Source organism: Streptomyces sp. GQ60 (assembly GCF_059758875.1).
The window spans coordinates 170,298-183,734 of sequence record NZ_JCAXEG010000015.1; the positions used below are offsets into that span (position 1 = coordinate 170,298).

11 protein-coding genes are annotated in these 13,437 nt (G+C 71.5%); 3 read left to right on the plus strand and 8 right to left on the minus strand.

The features are described 5' to 3' along the window. Positions 1-15: 15 nt before the first annotated feature. Entirely contained in the window at positions 16-3,084 is a 3,069-nt protein-coding gene (locus AC6CKD_RS29880; RefSeq protein WP_498331549.1) for a P-loop NTPase family protein, read from the minus strand. A 562-nt stretch (positions 3,085-3,646) separates the two neighbouring features. Beyond that, on the minus strand, positions 3,647-3,949 hold the full coding sequence (locus tag AC6CKD_RS29885) for a trypco2 family protein (RefSeq protein WP_498331551.1): 303 nt from the start codon (positions 3,947-3,949) through the stop codon (positions 3,647-3,649). A gap of 370 nt (positions 3,950-4,319) precedes the next feature. On the opposite strand from AC6CKD_RS29885, the gene AC6CKD_RS29890 reads away from it, so the two are divergent. Beyond that, positions 4,320-4,643, plus strand: coding sequence for a plasmid stabilization protein (locus AC6CKD_RS29890; RefSeq protein WP_498331553.1), 324 nt, complete (start codon positions 4,320-4,322; stop codon positions 4,641-4,643). 382 nt (positions 4,644-5,025) lie between these two features. Further along, the gene (locus tag AC6CKD_RS29895) at positions 5,026-5,562 is read left to right on the plus strand and encodes a cysteine hydrolase family protein (protein ID WP_498331555.1); all 537 of its coding nucleotides are present in this window, start codon (positions 5,026-5,028) and stop codon (positions 5,560-5,562) included. A 93-nt stretch (positions 5,563-5,655) separates the two neighbouring features. On the opposite strand, the gene AC6CKD_RS29900 is transcribed toward AC6CKD_RS29895, so the two are convergent. Further along, positions 5,656-5,886 (minus strand): DUF6480 family protein, encoded by a 231-nt coding sequence (locus tag AC6CKD_RS29900; RefSeq protein WP_498331556.1) that lies wholly within the window; start codon positions 5,884-5,886, stop codon positions 5,656-5,658. A 165-nt stretch (positions 5,887-6,051) separates the two neighbouring features. Further along, positions 6,052-6,417 (minus strand): STAS domain-containing protein, encoded by a 366-nt coding sequence (locus tag AC6CKD_RS29905; protein ID WP_498331588.1) that lies wholly within the window; start codon positions 6,415-6,417, stop codon positions 6,052-6,054. 364 nt (positions 6,418-6,781) lie between these two features. Here AC6CKD_RS29905 and AC6CKD_RS29910 point away from each other — a divergent pair, with 364 nt between their 5' ends. Beyond that, a complete protein-coding gene (locus AC6CKD_RS29910; protein ID WP_498331558.1) occupies positions 6,782-7,192 on the plus strand; it encodes a cupin domain-containing protein in 411 nt (136 codons plus the stop codon). Between the two features lie 392 nt (positions 7,193-7,584). Here AC6CKD_RS29910 and AC6CKD_RS29915 read toward each other — a convergent pair whose 3' ends face one another. From AC6CKD_RS29915 to AC6CKD_RS29930, 4 genes are all read right to left on the minus strand, one after another. After that, complete coding sequence (locus AC6CKD_RS29915) at positions 7,585-7,791, minus strand: molybdopterin dinucleotide binding domain-containing protein (RefSeq protein WP_498331560.1); 207 nt, start codon at positions 7,789-7,791, stop codon at positions 7,585-7,587. A 230-nt stretch (positions 7,792-8,021) separates the two neighbouring features. Continuing rightward, entirely contained in the window at positions 8,022-10,265 is a 2,244-nt protein-coding gene (locus tag AC6CKD_RS29920; protein ID WP_498331561.1) for a catalase, read from the minus strand. A gap of 153 nt (positions 10,266-10,418) precedes the next feature. After that, positions 10,419-11,783 (minus strand): NAD(P)/FAD-dependent oxidoreductase, encoded by a 1,365-nt coding sequence (locus tag AC6CKD_RS29925; protein ID WP_498331563.1) that lies wholly within the window; start codon positions 11,781-11,783, stop codon positions 10,419-10,421. 76 nt (positions 11,784-11,859) lie between these two features. Continuing rightward, positions 11,860-13,437: PP2C family protein-serine/threonine phosphatase (locus tag AC6CKD_RS29930; protein WP_498331565.1), on the minus strand; the 1,578-nt coding region annotated here is incomplete at its 5' end.

The following is a 13,437-nucleotide window of genomic DNA, read 5'->3' on the forward strand; positions in this document are numbered from 1 at the left end:
CGGCTGCGGCCCGTTTCACTCGTCGCGAAGCCGGGCGTCGGTGACCGCCTCCATGGCGACACGAAGCCTCCGGGCCAACGAATGGTCCCGATGCCGGGTCAGCCAGTCCTCGCTCAGGCGAAGGGGGAGGGCCTTCTCGCTCGGCGGGAACGACGGGAGAGTCAGCAGTTCTGTGAGGATCAGGCCTGCTTTGGGGATCGTGCCGTGCCGATCGAGCCATCGCAGCGCGCAGTCGACGGCGCGGGACCGTTGGTCCGCGTCGAGGGCGGGATGTCGCAGGACGCCCGAGAGCGTGGAGCGGTCTTTGCCCGACGTGTCGGTGGTCAAGCGGTCCAGGGCGATGTCGATGGCGGCGCGTGCCTGTTCCGCGGTCAGGTCCGGGCGGGTGAGGAGCGAAGCCAGGACGGGCCGCTGCGCCTTGACGCCGTGGGAGGCCACCATCCATCGAAGGCTGACGTCCGCGACGGCCCGGGCCCGGCCGGTCGTCAGGCCACGGCGCTGACTGAGCATCACGGCCATCAACTCGTGGTCGTCGGGGCGCGCCAGCAGTTGGGTGAACCCTTGGTCGATCGCGGACTGGAACTGGTCGGGAGCCAGTTCGGGCACCCGCAGAAGGGCGCCGAGGACGGTGCCGAAGCTTTCGTGGTCCTGATGGGTCTCGAGCCACCGGAAGGCGTGGTCAACCGTCGCGCGGGTCTGGTCCGGGCTGATCTGTTCGTGGTGCAGGAGGAGGCGCTGGAGCACCGCCGGGGCGGACGGGGCATCGGGCTGTGAGGCCAGTTGGCGCAGCAGGGGGAGAGCCGCGTCGGGCGCGCCGTCGTGGGCGAGCAGGGCCTGCACGACTTGGGAGGGGTTCGAGGCGTCCGCGTCCGCGAAGCCCTGGGCCACCCACGACTGGGCCAGGGCGGCCGCCTGGCGGTTCAGCTCTGCCGGACAGTGTTCGGCGGCCAGGACGCTGCGCAGGACGCGTCCCGTGCTCGGGTGCTTCCGGGGCCTGCCCAGCCACTCCAGAGCGTGGCCGAACAGTTCGGCACGGGATTCTTCCGGGAAGCGGTCGCACTCCAGGAGGGCACACAGTGAAGAGCCGACGTCCGCGTCGGCCCGAATGCCCGAGCGCAGCCAGGTGAAACCTCTTCGGACCGCTTCCCCGCGGGCCGTGTCGTGGACATCCTCGCGCTGAAGGAGGGCGCGCAGCACCGCACCGATCCCGCCGGTTCGGAAATGCGTCAACCAGGCCAGTACTACGCCCGTCACCTCTTGTAGCCGAGCGGGCGGATGGTCCATGGCCAAGAGGCGCTTCAAGAGCGACGGCGTACGGCGCCAGTCGGGCCGGGACGGCAGCCAGTGCAGGGTGCGGTCGACCACGAGGTCCTCGGCCTCCTGCGAGAGCCCCGGGCGGTCCAGCAGGGCGTCGAGGAGATGCTCGGCATCGGTCTGGTCGCCGCGGCGCGCGAGCCAGCCGACGGAGGCTTCGACCAGAGCGTCGGAGGGCTCGTCGGAACTGTGGAGGGCGGCGGTCAGGAAGGGCCTCGCCGTGAATCCAGCCTCGGCCCGGGCGAGCCACGGTGCCACGAGAGCGGTCCACACGCTGGGCATGGAGCCGGACCACGGCCCGCTCGTGACCAGGGTCAGCAGGGCTTGTTCACCGTCGCGGCCGGCGTGTTCCAGGAGTCTCCCCAGCGAGCCCGCGTTGGCCGCGAGCCATTCACCGCAGAATCGCTCCAGGGCCGTCGTGTGGTGGACGGGGCCGTGCGCGGCCAAGTCGGCGGCCAGCCGCCGGAGATGGCTCGTGAACACCGCGAAGGTGCCGGGATGACGCATGACCGCGGCGAACAGGGCCTCGGCCGAGGCTTGATGGACGCTCCAGCCCGGAGCGGGCATCAGCGACTGCAGCAGCAACTCGTCGGTGACGATGTCGTGGACCACCACCAGCCGTCCGTCGGCTTCGTCGAGCCACCCCAGAGAGATGAGGGTATCGACGACCTGGCGCCCGCTGTAGCGCCTGCCCTGGTCCCCGGCCGTGGACAGGTAGGAGTCGACGGTCTGTTCGACGGTCCGCCGGGGTTGCGGACTGGCCGCCACCGACACGGCGAACGCGAGCTGCCCGACGTCGGGAGTGGCGACGTCCAAGGGTGAAGCGGTGGCGGGGGGACTCGTCGCCAGCGCGTCCCGCCGCATCCCTTCACGCAGCCAAGCCAGCAGCTCGCCGGGTCGGACCGAGGCCGTCACCTGGAGCGGGAGCCGTCCCAGGCCCTGCCCCTCGATCGCCCGCGCGATCAGCAGGGCCGTGACCGGACGGCGTCCGCACAGCCGGGACAGCTCCTCCAACCCCCACTGCCGGGCGGTGTGGGGGGCAGCGTGCTTCAGCACCTGCGTGATGACCGCGGACTGGAAAGGCCAGTCGTCCCGTACGAAGACGTCGTCCAGTACGCGGGTGCTGCCGCGCAAATGGACCGTATGCCGCGAGCCCGGCCGGACCGACGCCAAGCACGCCACGGTCACGCCCTGCCGGCGTGCTTCCGGAAGCAGTACTTCCTCGAGGGCGCGCAGATCCAGCTGGGGACACGCGTCCAGGTAGTCCAGGACCAGCAGTACCCGTCGGCTACCGCAGGTCAGGACGGACTCCGCCACATCGTCGAGGTTCACGGCGCTGTCGGCCTGGACGTGCAGGACTTCCCAGCCGGCACGGTCGGCCCGCTGCGCCACCTCGAAACACGTTCTCGTCTTGCCCGACCCGGCCGGTCCGATCAGGAGGACTCCGCGCGCGTGTTGGGCTGTGAGCCGGCCGAAGAGCTTGTCCGGGTGGGTGTCGTGGTCCAGCCCCGGATGGACGAAGGGGAGGTGTTCTTGGTCCAGGTAACTGCGTCGTCCGCGCAGACCTCGTACCACGTCGGCGTGCGTACGGATGCGACGGCGCACGTCCTTGCCGCCGACCAGCGCGACAGACGAGCCCAGCGGCACCTGTTGCACTCCGTGCTCGACCAACAGCCTCTCGAACTGCGGATCTTCGGTCAGCCGGGAAAACCCGGTCGCCGTGAGGCTCGCCGCACCAGCCGGAACGTGGTGGCTCGTGCACACGCCCACCAGCACATTGTCCCGGGTGAGCACACCCGCCCCCGACACGCCCTGCCAGGGGGACCCGCTGGCGAGGCGCGGGGCTGGCGAGGGAGAGTTCCATCTCGTGGCTTCCGAGGAAGGAACCCAGGAGGATCGAGCCGGTCATCTGCCGGGTCGCCGGAACGTCCTCGCGGGAGGCGAAGTCGGGGAACCCCACCGCGACGAACGGGATCGATCCCACGGCCTGGGGTACGACGCCCCACCGAGCCGGAGGGATCGCACCGGCTCCGTCACCCAGGACCAGCAGTGCGAGATCGACGCCTTGGTCCCGGTGGCGGAACACCTCCTCCACTCCCACCCGCCGCGCGGACTGCCCGGGCAACCGCACCTCGTGGGCGGCCTGGTCCCCGGTGAAGCCGTGCCCGGCACATATCGCCAGCCGAGACGTCAGCAGAAAGCCCGTAGCCGCGAAGCGGGGGGTGCCGTCGGAGTCCCGGCGGACCACCATGGCGACCCGCCCCAGAACCTGCGCGTCGATCACCGCCGGCACGCCCAGGGCTGCCGGTGGCCCGCCGACTCACTCACGGCGTCAGTCCTCCAGTCGCGCCCCGCGCGCCGAATCGGTGAGGACGGAGCCGCCGTCCGCCGTCTCCGCCGTCAGTTCCAAGGAGACGGTGTGCGTGGCGGACGTGCCCTTGGTCGCCTTCCCGTCAGCACTGAGAACCCAGAACTTCACCCCGCCGTGCGCCTCCGCCGACGCCGTCACGGCGACCTGTACGTCCAGCTTCACGGACTGCACCCGAAGCCGGACGGGTTGGCCCGCACCGTCTGCCATGGCCCTGGACAGTTCCCCGCGCAGTGCCTTGATGGTCTCCGCCAGACCGATCTCCACGAACTCCCCCTCTATCGGCCCCTGCCGGCCGAGCCGTGCTCGGGCTGCGGAGCCGGACTACGTGAACGGCCCATGTTAAGGCTCTGCTTGGAGATCACCTAGACGACAGCGTCGCGATCTCCGTGCGCACCGGCCGCGGTGAGGCGGAGGAGTGCCACGCCGCCACGGCTGACGGCTTCGTCGGCCCGTGGCCTCGTTGCCACCGGCGCCGGTGCCGGGGGTGGGGGCGGGCCGACGGGTACGTCGAGATGTTCCCGCGGAGGAACGGCGGAGCACCGGTACGGGTGTGAGTCGCGCTGGTGTGGGCAGGCGCCCTGCGGGTCCGGTGGATCCGCCACCGGGCCGGCACGTGACGAGTCGAGGAGTGGCCATGCCTCGTGGTTCCAGTTCCAAGCGTGAACGACAGTACGAGCACATCAAGGAGAGCGCCGAGCAGCGCGGTGAGAGCACGAAGCGGGCGAAGGAGATCGCGGGCCGCACGGTCAACAAGGAACGGGCGCGTTCCGGTGAGTCGAAGACCGCGAGCCGGTCCTCGACGCACGACACGTCTTCCTCGAAGCGGGGCGGCCAGCGCTCGCACAGCGGCTCGCAGGGCCCCACGAAGGAGCAGCTGTACAACGAGGCGAAACAGCGCAACATCGAGGGCCGCTCCAAGATGGACAAGGCCGAGCTCAAGCGGGCCCTCGGCCACTGAAGACGAGGACCGGAGAGCACCATGAGCGCGAAGGACCAAGGCCGTAAGCCGACCCCTCCGTCACAGGCGCCCGGGGAGAGCGGCGATCCGGAAGCCCGGAGAGAAGCCGAAGAGGCAGTGCTTCCCCGCACGCGGGGCGGCGAGGCCGGCGACGCGCTGACGCCGAACACCGAAGCACAGCGCCGTGCCGACGCGAAGGCGCAGAAAGGGAGCGGGACAGACGGCGGCGGTTCGGCCTGAAGGGTCTCGCCGCGAGGACGACGGCGCGGCGCCGGCGGGGGCGGCCGGCGCGCTGTCACGGCAGCGCGACGTGCTGACGACGCCCCGTTCCGGACGACGGCGTGGGCGATCCACCCGGTCGCCGCTCAGCGAGGTGGTCATCATGGCGAGGAGCGCTCTCGTCGTCATCGACATGCTGAACACGTACGACCACGAGGACGCCGATGCCCTCGTGCCCAGCGTGGAGCGTGCCCTGCCCGCGATGCTGTGCCTGCTCGGCGAGGCCCGTAGGCGCCACCTCCCGGTGATCTACGCCAACGACAACTTCGGAAAGTGGCGCTCGCACCACGGCGAGATCCTGGAGGCGGCCCTGACCGGCCGGCACGCCGACCTCGTCGAGCCCGTGCGCCCCGACGAATCCGCCTACTTCGTCGTGAAGGCCCGCCACTCCGTCTTCTACGAGACGCCGCTCGCCTACCTGCTGGGTTCACTGGATGTGGACCACCTCGTCCTGTGCGGGCAGGTCACGGAGCAGTGCGTGCTCTACTCCGCCCTTGACGCACACATCCGCCACCTCTCGGTGACGGTCGCCCGGGACGCCGTCGCACACATCCACCAGGACCTGGCCGATGCCGCCCTGCGCATGATGGAGATCAACATGTCCGCCCGTGTCGTGGCCGCGGCCGATGCCTTCTCGTAGACGACGCCCTCCGGCCGGAAGGCGCGCGGAACGGGCCCCCGATCGGGGGCCCGTTCTCTGTGGCTGCCTGACCTCACACGACTCAACCGGCCCTTAGAGGTCCAGCGTGATGGCGTAGGCGAGGAAGAACAGGGCCACCACGACGGCCAGCAGGCAGATCAGCACGAGCGGCCCCTTTGCCCAGCCGCGGGTGAGGGGCCGGTACGGACCTGCTCCGGATCCGGTGCTCGACTCACCGGGCGGTGTCTCCTCGGGTCGTACGCCGCCCGCCGACCTCTGCTCCGGTCCGTCGCGTGCGGGATTCGGCTGTGGGAATTCGGTCATCGCTCGCCACCTCGATTCTGTGCCGACCCCGGCCCGGTGGCCTACCGACGGCGGTGCGAGGTGCCGGTGACGAGTCGGGGCTATCCAGCGCCTACCCATGGGTGGAGGGCGGATGCGTGCCCGGTCCGGGGGAGGCGGACGTCATGGACATCACCGAGAACACTCTCAGCGTCGGCTGGACGTGAGGCCGGGACGGAGCGTGAAGAGGTGACGGGTCCGGGTGAGTTCCAGGACGCGCAGTCCCTGTTCGGGGACGCCACCGAGTTCAAGCGTCCAGCCCTCGGCGATGGAGCGGTGGCGCAGGGCGAGCAGGAGGTGGAGAGCACTGGTACCCATGAAGGTGACCGCCGTCAGGTCCAGAACGAGGATCCGGTCGGTCAAGGCGAGGGCGCCGGTCGCGGCGCCCAGGGTGTGACACGTGTCGAAGTCGAGGTCACCGGTCACCGAAACGGTGGTTCGGTCGAGGTGCTCGGTGACATCGATGGCGAAGCCGTGGAGGCTCATGGTCGTCTCCGCCGAATCGGAGCCCATCACGGTCGTCTCCTCGGGAGAAGACCGTCAAGCGCACGACACGTGTCGTGCATGGCCGGGCGGCGGAACCCGCGCATCCCCCACGAGCCATCGGGTGGCACCTGGCGTGCGGGGCTCGAACCGGACCAGGCTGGTTTCTACCTCACCCCTGCCCAGGTACCCGCCCTCCATACCTCGTCCCCGCGCGGTCGAGGGGCGCGGCCCCTCGCACCGCGGGCGCGGCATGGAAGGGCGCGGCGCGGGCAGGTGCCTGCCGAATCCAGGCGCGCACCGTCACAGGCTGCCACCAGGGTTAAGGCGGTGGGTACCGATGGACGGACGAGGGCTTGCCTTGGCCGGAAAACCCGTGCGGCCGGAGGAGCGGATGGATGTCGCCTACGACGCCGGACGGAACTGCCCCGGCTGGCGGGCGCGCCTGACGAAGTCGGACGGCGAGGGGATCTGGATCCAGCTCTTCCGGTGCCGGGACTTCGGCGTATGGGCCATCAGCTGGGACAGCATGCCTCCGGGCACCGGATACCTCGATCACGAAGGGGTTCGCGGGGCCGTGTTCGTGGCTCGGGGCGCACTCAAGCACGAACGGGCGCGACTTGGATCCGCGCCGAACGCCGAAGAAGTGGGCGCGGGAAACGGATTCTGCTTCGACGAGACCTTTTACCACCGGATGTACGCGGTCAGTGACGCCGGACCGACGGTCACGGTGCACGTCTTCGCGTCGGCGGACGTGGACAGCGCCGTACCGGGCGCCCCCACCATCGGGCTCGGCCTCCCCTGACGGCCGCCGGATCGCCGCACCGGGATCCTGCGGCCAGGGCGGCCGACGCGGTACGGGCATGGCCGGACGAGGCGGGGGCAGGCGCCCGGGCCCGTACGCGTCGACTCGTACGTCCGGCCGGACCCCGGCAGCGTCGAAGGCGCCGGTCCGGTCGACGCGTGGTACCCGACCGCCTCCAACCTCCAGTCCAACGGGGACGCGATGGAGCTGGCGGTCCGCAACGGCGGTGGGCGTGCGGGGCGTGGCCGGCGACCGGGCCAACCGCGGGCGCCTCGATCCCGAGGACCTCTACGGGTGGCAGGCCCTCGCCTCCCCGGACCGCCTGACCCGGCCCCTGGTGAGGGAAGGCGGCGTCCTGCGGGAGACCGACTGGGACACCGCGATGGGCCGCATCACGGCCCGCACCCGCGGTAGCCGTAGTGGAAGGGCAGGAAGACCACGCCCTCGCGGATGCCGGTGATGCGGGCCCTGCGCCGGACCGTGCCGCGCCGGGTGGTCACCTGAGCGAGGTCGCCTTCCCTAGAGGTCTCCGCCGCGGGCGCCGCGGCCGCGGGCATCGGGGACTCCGACGGCCACCACCGGGCCGCCAACGAACTCACCTCCACCACCTGGGACCCGGCCTCCCAACAGCCCCTGTTCAAGACCGGCGCCGCCCGCCTCACCCCGGCCGCCCGTCTCGCCGGACCGGCCCCGGCTCCCACCACCACTGCCTCGGCTCCGGCAGGCCGCCGCGACGGGCCAACCGGCCGCCGCGACGGTGCAAGAGGAAGGACACCGTCATGAAGAAATGTCCCGGCGGCTGATACCCGCCGGGACATCGGGGCCACGTTCAGATCGCGGTGGGGAACCTGTCCCACGCGCGGTGTTCCGCGAGGGCGGCGGTGAGGTGCTTGAGGGCGGCGGCCGGGGTGCCGGCCAGCGCTACGCCCGGATCGTCCTCCCCGATGCCGGCGGCCGCGAGGGCCGGGGAGGAGTCGTTCCATCCGGCGATTGCTTTGCCGTGGCGGTAGGCCTCGGCGAGAAGGAGCAGCACCCGCGGGTCGCAGTCGCCCGGCCGGGGTGTGCCGGCCTTTGCGCCGGCCTTCGCGTCCCGGGCGCCGCGGGCATCGGCCGCGGCCGCGGGCGTACCGGCGAGCAGAAGGGCGTCGAACTCGATGGAACGCGCGGCCGCGAACGTCCGCTGCACGGCGACCGGATTCTTTCCGGCCCCGAGGGATCCTCCGGTGGGAGCGATCACCAAGGGGACCATGCCGGCCTTCGCGATGGCCGCCCGTACGGTTTTCACTCCCCTCAGGTCGGCGTCGGGGCCGGCGACGATGCCGATGACCCGTCCGTCGAGCGGCCAGGTGCCGCGGATCTGGGAGAGGGCGGGGCTCGGGTCCGGTTCCGCGAGCGGTCGCGTGGCGGCCGGGGCGGGCAGCCCGAGTCCGGCCGCGACTTCTGCGCACAGGTGCGGGTCGATGTTGGCGAGGACCGCGAGGACCCGCTGCCTGACGGCCTGCCCTTCGCACTTGCTGAGTTCGAAGGTGTAGGCGGCGATGATGTGTTCGCGTTCGACCGCCGTCATGCTGAGCCAGAACAGGCGGGGCTGGCTGAAGTGGTCGTCGAAGGACGCCGAAGCGGCACGGACCTTCGAGGCCGCCGGCAGTTCGACGGGCGCCTCGATGAAGGCCCCGGTGTCGGCTCCCGCGAGGAAGGGGCAGCCGCCGTCGAGGCTGTTGGGGCGGTACGGGGCGGTCCCGGTGTGGACGGCGCTCTGGTGCATGCCGTCGCGGAGCATGTCGTTGACGGGGGCGTGCGGCCGGTTGACGGGGATCTGGGCGAAGTTCGGGCCGCCGAGCCGGCTGATCTGCGTGTCGAGGTAGGAGAAGAGCCGTCCTGCCAGCAGGGGGTCGTCGGTGACGTCGATTCCGGGGACGAGGTGGCCGGGGTGGAAGGCGACCTGTTCGGTTTCGGCGAAGTAGTTCGTCGGGTTGGCGTTGAGCGTCATCAGTCCGATGGGCCGTACGGGGGCGAGTTCCTCCGGAACGATCTTGGTCGGGTCGAGGAGGTCGATCCCCTCGAAGGTCTGCTCCGGCGTGTCGGGGAACGTCTGGATGCCGAGTTCCCACTGGGGGAACGCGCCCGCCTCGATCGCATCGGCCAGGTCGCGGCGGTGGAAGTCGGGGTCCATTCCGCCCGTGAGCTGGGCCTCCTCCCACACCAGGGAGTGGACGCCGAGCTTCGGCTTCCAGTGGAACTTCACCAGCGTCGTGGCGCCCTTGGCGTTGACGAGGCGGAACGTGTGGACGCCGAAGCCCTCCATCATCCGGAAGGAACGCGGGATCGCCCGGTCGGACATGTTCCACAGGGTGTGGTGGGTCGCTTCGGTGTGCAGGGACACGAAGTCCCAGAACGTGTCGTGCGCGCTCTGGGCCTGCGGGATCTCCCGGTCGGGGTGCGGCTTCCCGGCGTGGATGACGTCGGGGAACTTGACGGCGTCCTGGATGAAGAAGACCGGGATGTTGTTGCCGACCAGATCGAAAGTGCCCTCCCCGGTGTAGAACTTCGTGGCGAACCCGCGCGTGTCCCGCACCGTGTCCGCCGATCCCCGCGAGCCGAGGACGGTGGAGAAGCGGACGAAGACCGGCGTCTCCACACCCTTGGCCAGGAACGCGGCTTTGGTGACCTTTGCCGCCGTGCCGTACCCCTGGAAGACCCCGTGGGCGGCGGCCCCGCGCGCGTGGACGACCCGTTCCGGAATGCGCTCGTGGTCGAAGTGGGTGATCTTCTCCCGCAGGTGGTGGTCCTGCAGCAGCACCGGCCCCCGCGCACCGGCCTTCAGCGAATGATCGCTCTCGTACAGCCGGGCGCCCTGCGCGGTCGTCAGGTAGGCGCCGGACTGTGCCACGGCGGCCTGGGGCGCGCCGGTGGGGCGGCCCGTCGGGGTGAGGGTTTCCGGGCCCTGCTGGTCCGCCTTCGCGGGAAGGGGTTCGCGGGGTGCGGCCGGCTCGGCAGCCCCACCGGCCCGCTCCTTCGGAGCGGCCTTCTCGGCCGCCTTGGTCGCCGCCTTGGTCGCCTTCTTCTGAACCATCTCTGATGTCTCCTCTTGACCAGACTTCGTGCCGTGCGCGATCTCCTGCTGCTGAACCCGGGGCGGCCCCCGGATAGCCCCGGGTGCCACCCTTCCGTCCGTGGTCCACCACGGCATCCTGGGTACGCCCATACCGGCTGCCGACCGCAACCGTCAGGCTCCGCCGGCCGCCGTGCGGGCCCGTACCTGCTCCGGGGTGAGGTACTGGTCGGTGTACTCGAAGTCGCGCAGCGTTCCCGGCTTGTACGTCTGGAAGCCGGTCCGGACGAAGTCGTCGCCGGCCACGGCGTTGAGGAGCCAGTTCGTCATCACCCGGGTCTTCGCGGCGCCGGTGCGCAGCGCCGCCCAGTGGTAGCCGCGGGCCACGGCCTGGGCGGGCATCCCGCGCAGGCCGATGCCGAGCGGCCGGGAGACGCCGTCGCGGCCGCCGAGGTCGACGACCAGCCCGAGGTCCCTGTGGGCATAGGTACGCGGCGGCGTGCCCCGCAGCGTGGCGACGACGTTGTCGGCGGCGACCTTGCCCTGGCGCTCCGCGTGCTGTGCGGTGGGTGGGCAGACCGCACCGTCCCGGCCGTCGGCCAGGTCGGGCACGGCGGCGGCGTCACCGAGCGCGAACGCGCCGTCGGCGCCCGGCACCCTCAGGTCGGCAGTGACGACGAGCCGGCCGCTCTTCGCCGTCTCGGCGCCCAGCGTGGCGATGAGCGGGCTCGCGGCGACGCCGGCCGTCCAGATGAGGGTGCGGCAGGGCAGCGAGCGCCCGTCCGTGAGGGTGACCTCCTCGGGGCCCGCCTTGGCGACGGAGGCGCCGAGCGAGACGTCGATGCCGCGGCGGCGCAGTACGTCGAGGGCGGCCCGGCCCAGCCGGTCGCCGAGCTCGGGCATCAGTTTCGGGGCCACGTCGACGAGGTGCCAGCTGATCTCGCGCCGGTCCAGCCGGGGGTAGCGGCCGACGGCGTTCGCGGTGAGGCGCTCCAGGGCGGCGGCGGTCTCGGTCCCCGCGTAGCCGCCTCCCACCACGACGAAGCCGAGGCGCGAGGCTCGTTCCGCCGAGCCCGGTGCGGCGGCGTCGGCCAGGTCGAGCTGGGCGATGACGTGGTCGCGCAGGTGGGCCGCCTCGGCCAGCGTCTTCATGCCGCGGCCGTGCTCCGCCAGGCCCGGGATGTCGAAGGTGCGGGTCACGCTTCCCGGGGCGAGCACCAGGTGGTCGTACGGCTGGTCCACCAGCTCCCCGGTGATCTTCCGGATGACGCAGACCTTGGCCCGGGTGTCGACGCCCACGGCCCCGCCGGGCACGATCCGGGTCCGGTGGCGGCGGCTGCGGCGCAGGGAGACCGCCACGGACTGGGGCGTGAGCACCCCGGAGGCCACCTGGGGCAGCAGGGGGAGGTAGAGCTGGTAGGAGAACGGAGTGACCAGCAGGATCTCCGCCTCCCCGGGTGACAGCGTCCGCTCCAGGCGGCGTACGCAGGCGACGCCGGCGAAGCCCGCGCCGACGACCACGATCCTCGGTCGTGCCATGGTGTCCGTCCCTTCCCAGCTGTACGGGTCCCCGGTACGCCTTGCCCCGGCAGGCGGTTCCATGCGTGCGGAAGCGTCAGTCGATCCTGATGACCAGCAGGCAGGTGTCGTCCTCGTGGTTCTCGATCGCGTAGCTGGCCATGATCCGGGTGAGGGCCTCCTGGGCGTTCAGTCCGGCGCAGGACCGCAGCGTGTCCAGCAGTGCGCCAATGCCCTCGGAGATGTCCTCTCCCCGCCGCTCGACCATGCCGTCGGTGTAAAGGAGCAGGACGTCACCCGCACGCAGAGCAACGGTGGCCGTCGCGTACGTGTACCCCGGCATCAGCCCGAAGAGCGGCCCCCGGTGCGTCGTGTCGAGCTCCGAGGCCTCGCCGTCACGAAGCAGGAGCGGCGCCGGATGGCCGGCGCAAGCCCAGCGCAGTGCGCGCCCGGTGTCGATGTGTCCGATGATCCCCGTCGCGGTCTGGGCGGCCGGGTCGGCGCACAACAGCTCGTTGAGCCAGGTGGTCAGCCGGCCCGCGTCCGTGTCCGGGGCGTGCGCGAGGCCCGCGAGGGCGTGCCGCTGCTGTGCCATCCGGGCCACGGCTCCCAGTCCGTGGCCGCAGGCGTCACCGATCGCCAGCAGGATGCGCCCGTCGGGCAGTGCCCGGCACTTGTACCAGTCTCCGCCGACGACTTCGGACTCGGCGGGAAGGTACGCGGCCGCGACGGACAGTCCGATCTCGGCGAGTTCCGCGGAGTGCGCGGGCAGGAGGGCTTCCCTGAGCACGGCCGCGACCCGGCGCTCGGCAGCCGCCTCCTCCGCGAGCCGTTCCGTATCCCGCCGGGTGGCGGCCAACCGCTGGCGGCTGCGCACCTGCGCGGTCAGATCGCGGGCGATGAGGTGCACGGCCCAGGGGAGCCCGTCCCTGGCGATGACGGGGTGCCCGACGAGGTGCAGGGTGCGGACCTCCCCGGCGACGCTGAAGCGGATCTCCGCTCCGGGGGGTTCCTCCCCGTCGAGCAGCCGTGTCAGCAGCTTCCCGAAGCGCCACACGTCCTCGAGGAGGACCGCGTCGCAGAGTTCGGCCATGGAGAGGGCGCGCCCGCCTTCCGAGCGGAAGATCGTGGCGAGACCCTCGGACCACGTCGCCTGGCCGGACAACAGGTCCCAGGTGCCCCATCCCATCGAAGCGATGTACTGGGCGTCGAGCGAGAGCAGCTCGTTGCGGTTGCGGGCCGGCCGCCATGTGGCCAGCACGTTGTCCCCGCACGACGCGGCGTCGTAGAGCAGCGCCGTGCGGTGGAGCCCGTCTCCGCGCTGCTCGGTGTAGTCCACGGCGTACGACCTCAGTGCGTGCCCGGTGTCCAGAACCTCGGACAGGGCGTTCAGGAGTCCGCCGGCCGCGGCGCCGGGCTGGACTTCGAGGAGTCTTCGGCCGACGGTGTGGTCGGGGGCTTCGAGCCATTCCGCGGCGCGGACGTGATTGCCCGCCCGTACGGTGAAGTCGAGGGTCCGGCCGGCCTCGTCCCGCACGGGAACGAGCAGTGCGGCGGACACCGGGATGGCGGGGAGTGTCGCGCAGACGCACGCCCAGGGATCGTGCTCCTCGCCCGCGTCCGCACAGCCGTGCCCTGCGCCCTCCCCGCCCCCGCAGGGACAGCCCGGCCCCCC

Excerpts from the sequence above, each read along its gene's own strand:
- AC6CKD_RS29890 (WP_498331553.1), top strand. The coding sequence starts at position 4,320 with ATGCCTCGTGGTTCCAGTTCCAAGCGTGAACGACAGTACGAGCACATC.
- AC6CKD_RS29905 (WP_498331588.1), bottom strand. The coding sequence starts at position 6,417 with ATGGGCTCCGATTCGGCGGAGACGACCATGAGCCTCCACGGCTTCGCC.
- AC6CKD_RS29920 (WP_498331561.1), bottom strand. The coding sequence starts at position 10,265 with ATGGTTCAGAAGAAGGCGACCAAGGCGGCGACCAAGGCGGCCGAGAAG.
- AC6CKD_RS29925 (WP_498331563.1), bottom strand. The coding sequence starts at position 11,783 with ATGGCACGACCGAGGATCGTGGTCGTCGGCGCGGGCTTCGCCGGCGTC.
- AC6CKD_RS29910 (WP_498331558.1), top strand. The coding sequence starts at position 6,782 with ATGGATGTCGCCTACGACGCCGGACGGAACTGCCCCGGCTGGCGGGCG.
- AC6CKD_RS29900 (WP_498331556.1), bottom strand. The coding sequence starts at position 5,886 with ATGACCGAATTCCCACAGCCGAATCCCGCACGCGACGGACCGGAGCAG.
- AC6CKD_RS29895 (WP_498331555.1), top strand. The coding sequence starts at position 5,026 with ATGGCGAGGAGCGCTCTCGTCGTCATCGACATGCTGAACACGTACGAC.